The sequence below is a fragment of the Bacillus cereus group sp. Bc031 genome (genome assembly GCF_027716265.1).
GTDB classification, from domain to species: Bacteria; Bacillota; Bacilli; order Bacillales; family Bacillaceae_G; genus Bacillus_A; species Bacillus_A paranthracis.
In genome coordinates this window covers 39,076-45,674 of the sequence record NZ_JAQFUL010000040.1, presented here as the reverse complement: position 1 = coordinate 45,674, position 6,599 = coordinate 39,076, and the positions used below count along the sequence as shown (strand labels likewise).

Below are 6,599 nucleotides of genomic sequence, written 5' to 3'. Positions count from 1 at the left end.
CCAAAAGTACATTACGTGTTTTTTAGTTTGTTTGAACGAAAGTTCATTTTGTTTTCGTTCTTAAGTTGATGGGCATGCGTAATTACCCCCAAAAATAAGTTTATGATAATTTAAGGGGAAAAATTTTGAGAAATAATTGTATGTTATTAAAATAAACAGCAAGGGAGAGGACATGAAAGCAATTGTTATAGATCAATATAGTAGTGTTGAAGAATGAAAGTTTTAAAACCAGTTGTTAAGAATAACGAGGTATTAAAATGAAGAAGGCGTTAGAGAAGCTTATATTTTGAGTGAATATAAACATGTTTCATTTTATTCATGATACGGATTGACTTTATTTATTGGAAAGGCGTAATATTATTAAGCTATATGAAAGAGATCTGTAAGAAGAGGGGAGTTATTATGAAAATAAATTGGACTGAAGTAAAGGAAAAAATTCGACCGCAAATTTCAAAACCATCATATGAAACTTGGTTTACGAATACTACTGTTTATTTAGAGGATGATATATTAACAATTTATTGTCCAAATGAATTTGCACGTGACTGGTTAGAATCTCATTATAAAGAATTAGTATTTAATACATTAAGAGAAATGTTTAATACGACTTTTGAAATTCAGTTTGATCTATGTAATGGCGAACCATCTAACTTGAAAGATGTCCAAAAAGAAAAGCTTAGTAGCTGGGATGAAGTAAAGAAAGCATTAAGACCTAAAATAGCAGAGAAAACATTTATGACATGGATTAGAAATACAAACGCTACGATAAAAGATAATAAAGTAATAATCTTTTGTGAAGATGCGTTTCATCGTGATTTGCTTGAAGGTGAGTATAAAAATATAATTTCAAGTACCGTACAGAAACTTACTGATGAAGAATATCAAATTTGGTTCGAAATAGGATCAAGCGCTACTTCTAAAGCACAGATCCATCACGTGCAAAATAATCAACGTACTTCCGGACAAGAGGAATCAAAAACAATTTGGAATAAAATAAAAGATAAAATGCAATTAAAAATTTCGAGACCGTCATATGAAACTTGGGTCAAAGAAACGACAGCTAGAATAAATGAAGATTCATTAATCATTTATTTTGAAAACGAATTCCAACAAGAGTGGGTTAAAAAGTCTTATAAAGATTTAATTTCGCAAATAGCTAAAGAGTTAACTGGAAATACATATGAGCTTCAATTTGAATTAAAATCAAATACAAATGCACTAGATAATGCTGGAAAATCAACTATTAAAGATATCACTTCCGAATTAGGGGAGCAGTTCAAAGTATCCAATAACAGTTTAAAATATAATGATGTAGACGAGAGCAATAAACGCATTCGAGCCCTAGAAGAAAAAATAATGAACTTGGAAAAGATCATTGGTACATTAGTAGAAAAATTAGATGCAGTAGAATTAAAAACACAGTTGAAAAAATAACCAACTGTGTTTTTTTTACTTAATTCGCTTTTTTTATAAACCCTTTATAATGACGTTTTACAAGCTGACTTTCTAACGTTTTCATTGTTTCAAGTGCCACACCGACAATGATCAGTAAGCTTGTACCACCAATTTGTGCAGAAGGTGGTAATGTAGCAATCTTTGTGAATACAAGCGGTAAAATTGAAATTGCACCTAAGAAAATTGCACCGATAAATGTTAAACGGTATAAAATTTTCGTTACATATTGTTCTGTTGATTTACCAGGACGAATACCAGGTACATATCCATTTTGCTTTTTCAAATTCTCTGCCATTTGTTCAGGATTTACTTGAATAAATGCATAGAAGTATGTGAAAGCAACGATAAGACCGACATAAAGTGTCATTCCAATTGGATGTGCGAAATCAAGGTTTGCAACTAACCATTTTGATACGCTTGAATCAGGGAAGAGCTGCGCAATTGTACGCGGCGTCATTAAAAATGCGGAAGCAAAGATGACTGGAATTACACCAGCACTATTTACTTTTAGAGGTAAATGAGTGTTTTTTGCTCCTTGATATTGATTGTTTCCTGAAACAGCTTTTGCATATTGAATCGGTATTTTACGCACCGCTTGTTGTATGTAAATAACGCCAACAACTATCGCTAAAATTATAAGACCAATTAAGACCATTTTTATGATGTGCATGAATAATTGATCGCCTGCATTTTGAAATTGTTGTAAATAAATTTGATTCGCAACATTTGGAATCGCTGCTACAAGTCCTGCGAAGATAAGCATCGAAATACCATTACCTACTCCATTAGCGGTAATTTGTTCACCTAACCAAAGTAAAAATGCAGTACCTGCAGTTAAAACTGTTGCAATAAATAAGTATGTAGTCCAGCTTTGATCTGTTATTAATTGTCCACCTGCTATATTATTAAAGCCATAAGACATCCCAATGGCTTGTATGAATGCGAGAATGATTGTAAAGTATCGAGTAAATTGAGCTGATTTCTTACGGCCCATTTCTCCTTGCTTTGCCCATTCCGAAAATTTTGGTATGACGTCCATTTGTAGTAATTGTACTATAATGGAAGCTGTAATATATGGTGTAATACCTACAGCAAAGATTGAGAAGTGTTGCAATGCTCCTCCGCCAAATACGTTTAGCATACCTAAAACGTTAGCTTGATCTTGTACTTTTAATACCTCTGCGTTAGTATGAGGAACTGGAATAAACGTGCCAATTCGAAAAACGATTAACATCGCTAATGTAAAAAGGATTTTCCTTCTTATCTCAGCCACTCTCATGAAATTTGAAATCGTACGAAACATTATATCGCCTCCTATATTTTTATCAGTTTAAAACTGATTATTATATCCCGATGAAGTAACCACAAACCTCCTTCCGCATTAAATTCATTTGACAAATGGAATTTTATACATTTTGTAGTTTTCACGGATATAAAAATATAAGGTGTTTTTAGCGAGCTATAAGTTTTTCGTAATCATTCAATACACATAATATATCGAATAAATTAACAAATGTACATACATACGCATGAAAAATGAATAAATAGGGTCATTTTTTACATTTATTTAATGATAAATTGATAGGACATTATTATTAGGGATTATTATACATGTTATAAAAATAAAGGTGAGACATTATGATTTATAGCTAATATTCATTCGAATGTGTCAGCTAATAGTTTCTCCCAATCTTTAAAGGATAATTTATTAGTTATATGTTTTAGTGCATTAGGTACAATAATATGACAAATAAGTTCTAAGCTATTACCATCTGGATCAATAAAATAAACAGATGCATTACCTTGATGTGGACGGACGAAAGGTGCAATAGATTCATTACTCCCAAACGGAACAGCTTTAATTTGAAGTGAGTGTAACCAATTTAATGATTCTTTTAAATCCTCATATGAAACTCTAAATGCAATATGACGTAAAGAAGGATGATATTTCGTTTCACATTCAGAACCTTCCCAAAGCAACTATTGATAGTTTCAATGAAATCACTGTAACGACGAATGTTCCATTTCATATTAAGGAACAGAAAATTGAAATTGAAGGTATTAAAATTAAGAATATTAGTCCTTATGATATAAACAGTGGAGATATTACGAATAAGGTGAAAATAATTACGGAACAGAAAATTGATTTAAAACAAACATACAAAGTTAAAATAGAAAACTTAGCTGATACGAATACTGAAATTGGTAAAGTCATTCGTAGTGAGGAATTTGATCATTTATTTTATTATGGTGGTAACGATTTAGGAAATACATATACCGCGCAACATACAAAGTTCCGTGTATGGGCTCCTACTGCGAGTGAAGCGAAGTTAGTTACATATAAAAAATGGAACGATAAAATAGGTACTGAAATAAATATGCAACAAGGTGAAAAGGGCACCTGGAAAGCAGAACTTAAAGGGAATCAAAAAGGTCTCTATTATACGTATAAGGTAAAAATTGGTGATAAGTGGACAGAAGCAGTTGATCCGTATGCACGTGCTGCTTCTGTAAATGGAGATAAAGGTGCGGTTATTGATTTAGAAGAAACAAATCCGAAAAAATGGAACACTAACAAAAAGCCTAAATTAAAAAATCCGGAAGATGCTATTATTTATGAATTGCATGTACGTGATCTTTCTATTCAGCCCGAAAGTGGCATTAAACAGAAAGGAAAATATTTAGGTGTAACAGAAAAAGGAACAAGAGGGCCTGAAGATGTGAAAACAGGACTTGATCATATAAAAGATCTTGGTGTTACACACGTTCAGCTTTTGCCGATATTTGATTATGCTTCAGTAAATGAAGAGAATGTAAACGAACCACAATATAACTGGGGATATGATCCAAAAAACTTTAACGTACCAGAGGGGTCCTATTCTACAAATCCATACGAGCCAACTGTTCGAATAACTGAATTAAAACAAATGATTCAAACACTACATGATAATAATCTTCGTGTTGTTATGGATGTAGTTTATAACCATATGTATAATGCTGCTGAATCTAATTTTCATAAGTTAGTTCCCGGTTATTATTATCGTTACAATGAAGATGGAATATTTGCAAATGGAACCGGTGTAGGAAATGATACGGCTTCAGAAAGAAAAATGATGAGGAAATTTATGATAGATTCCGTCACATATTGGGCAAAAGAATACAATTTAGACGGATTCCGTTTTGATTTAATGGGTATTCATGATTATGAAACGATGAATGAAATACGTAAAGCTATTAATCAAATTGACCCTTCTATTATACTGCATGGAGAAGGTTGGGATTTAAATACACCTCTTGCAGCAGAGTTGAAAGCAAATCAAAAAAATGCAGAGAAAATGAAAGGAATTGCCCATTTTAACGATAATATACGTGATGGATTGAAAGGTAGTGTGTTTGAGGAGAAAGAAAATGGCTTTGTAAATGGAAAGGAAAACATGGAAGACCGTATTAAAAAAGGCATTACGGCAGGCATTGACTATGATAGAAATACGTCGACTTATCAAGATCCAGAGCAGGTACTAACGTATGTGGAAGCGCATGATAATCATACATTATGGGATAAACTTGAGTTGACTAATCCAGGTGACAGTGAAGAAGTGCGAAAACAAATGCATAAATTATCTTCTTCGATTTTATTAACATCACAAGGTATTCCGTTTTTACATGCAGGGCAAGAGTTTATGCGGACGAAATACAGTGATCATAATAGTTACAAATCTCCAGATTCGATTAACCAGATGGATTGGCTGCGCCGTGCAACGTTTAATAATGAAGTAGATTATATGAAGGGTTTAATAGAATTACGCAAAAAGTACCCAGCTTTTCGAATGACATCTGCAGAGCAAATAAAAACACACGTATCATTTATTGATGCTCCGAAAAATACTGTAGCTTATACAATAGAGGGGAATAAAAATGAATACTTTACGGTGGCTCACAATGCAAATAGAGAAGCTGTTGAAATAACACTTCCATCGAAAGGTCCTTGGAAAGTACTAGTAGACGGGAAGCAGGCGGAAAGTAAACCACTTTCTGTTGTCCATGACAATAAAATTAAAGTTCCTGCGTTAAGTTCATTTGTTTTAAAGTTAAAATAGTATAATTTCACATACTGTAATTGTATTACAATTTAATCAATCAAAAAGAGAAGAACTCGCCAAGGTTCTTCTCTTTTTTATGTGTGATTAGGGTTTCCGTAATTGTAGATATACGAGTTTATGAATATAACAAAAGGCAAGACGATGAATCTATTTTCAAAGTGACGAGAAAATGACAAAACTGTAAGAATGCATGAATGATTGTAAGAAAGTTCGATGTTTTCCTTTTTCTTTTTTTATTAAAGTGAATAAGAAGAAAGCGGTGTCATAAGAGGTTGGTATTTTTAGGTGGGTACAATAACCAACACTATCCATGTAATAAAAGTATATGGCAATCAGTAAGACACCTTACTAATAAGGAGGGATTTGAAATGTCTTTTTCTCAATTCAATATCGATATTTTTCGAGCCATTAATGATTTAGGTAAACAATATTCATTCCTAAACCCGGCCATAGTATTTTTGGCAGAATATATGGTATATATTTTAGCTTTAATTATTTTAACTTATTGGTTTATTGGATCTAGAAAAAGTAGGATGATGGTTATTCAAGCGATGGTTGCTTTTGTAATTGCTGAGGTGATTGGAAAAATAGCAGGGAAATTCCATCTGAATTATCAACCGTTTGCAGTATTGCCTCATGTTAATAAACTTGTCGACCATGCTGTAGATAATTCATTTCCTAGTGACCATACGATTCTCTTTTTTTCAATTTGTTTTTCGTTTTGGCTTGTTCGTAAAAAAACTGGATGGCTATGGCTTATACTTGCGCTTTGTATAGCGATCTCTCGTATTTGGGTAGGGGTTCATTATCCTTTTGATGTTGCAGTAGGGGCTTTAATAGGATGTATTTCGGCGGTATTTTCGCATTGGTTAGTACCGAAATTATCTTTAATTAGGCAATTACTTACTCAATATGAAAGAGTAGAGAAACATGTTTTACCATCCAAAAATAAATCAAAAGGATTGTGAGTATAGACCTTTATCACCCTCATTACTATTCTTCACAAGTTGAATGTTCAATGCACTTATTGACATTCATGAAGAT

3 protein-coding genes and 2 pseudogenes are annotated in these 6,599 nt (G+C 32.7%); 3 read left to right on the top strand and 2 right to left on the bottom strand.

The features are described from left to right. The first annotated feature begins 402 nt into the window (after positions 1-402). Positions 403-1,434 (top strand): DnaA N-terminal domain-containing protein, encoded by a 1,032-nt coding sequence (locus PDQ33_RS16415; protein WP_061130375.1) that lies wholly within the window; start codon positions 403-405, stop codon positions 1,432-1,434. 19 nt (positions 1,435-1,453) lie between these two features. Here PDQ33_RS16415 and secY read toward each other — a convergent pair whose 3' ends face one another. Next, entirely contained in the window at positions 1,454-2,758 is a 1,305-nt protein-coding gene (gene secY / locus PDQ33_RS16410) for a preprotein translocase subunit SecY (RefSeq protein WP_061130374.1), read from the bottom strand. Between the two features lie 353 nt (positions 2,759-3,111). Beyond that, a pseudogene (locus PDQ33_RS16405) lies at positions 3,112-3,432 on the bottom strand (VOC family protein); the annotation flags it as partial. Between PDQ33_RS16405 and pulA the strand changes: the two are divergent. Then, positions 3,420-5,552, top strand: a pseudogene (pulA, locus tag PDQ33_RS16400) (type I pullulanase); the annotation flags it as partial. The pseudogenes PDQ33_RS16405 and pulA sit on opposite strands and share 13 nt — an antisense overlap. A 371-nt stretch (positions 5,553-5,923) precedes the next feature. Beyond that, on the top strand, positions 5,924-6,523 hold the full coding sequence (locus tag PDQ33_RS16395) for an undecaprenyl-diphosphatase (RefSeq protein WP_000010578.1): 600 nt from the start codon (positions 5,924-5,926) through the stop codon (positions 6,521-6,523). Positions 6,524-6,599: the final 76 nt, after the last annotated feature.

Bases quoted from the DNA above. Each gene is read 5' to 3' on its own strand.
- PDQ33_RS16415 (WP_061130375.1), top strand. From the start codon at position 403: ATGAAAATAAATTGGACTGAAGTAAAGGAAAAAATTCGACCGCAAATT.
- secY (WP_061130374.1), bottom strand. From the start codon at position 2,758: ATGTTTCGTACGATTTCAAATTTCATGAGAGTGGCTGAGATAAGAAGG.
- PDQ33_RS16395 (WP_000010578.1), top strand. From the start codon at position 5,924: ATGTCTTTTTCTCAATTCAATATCGATATTTTTCGAGCCATTAATGAT.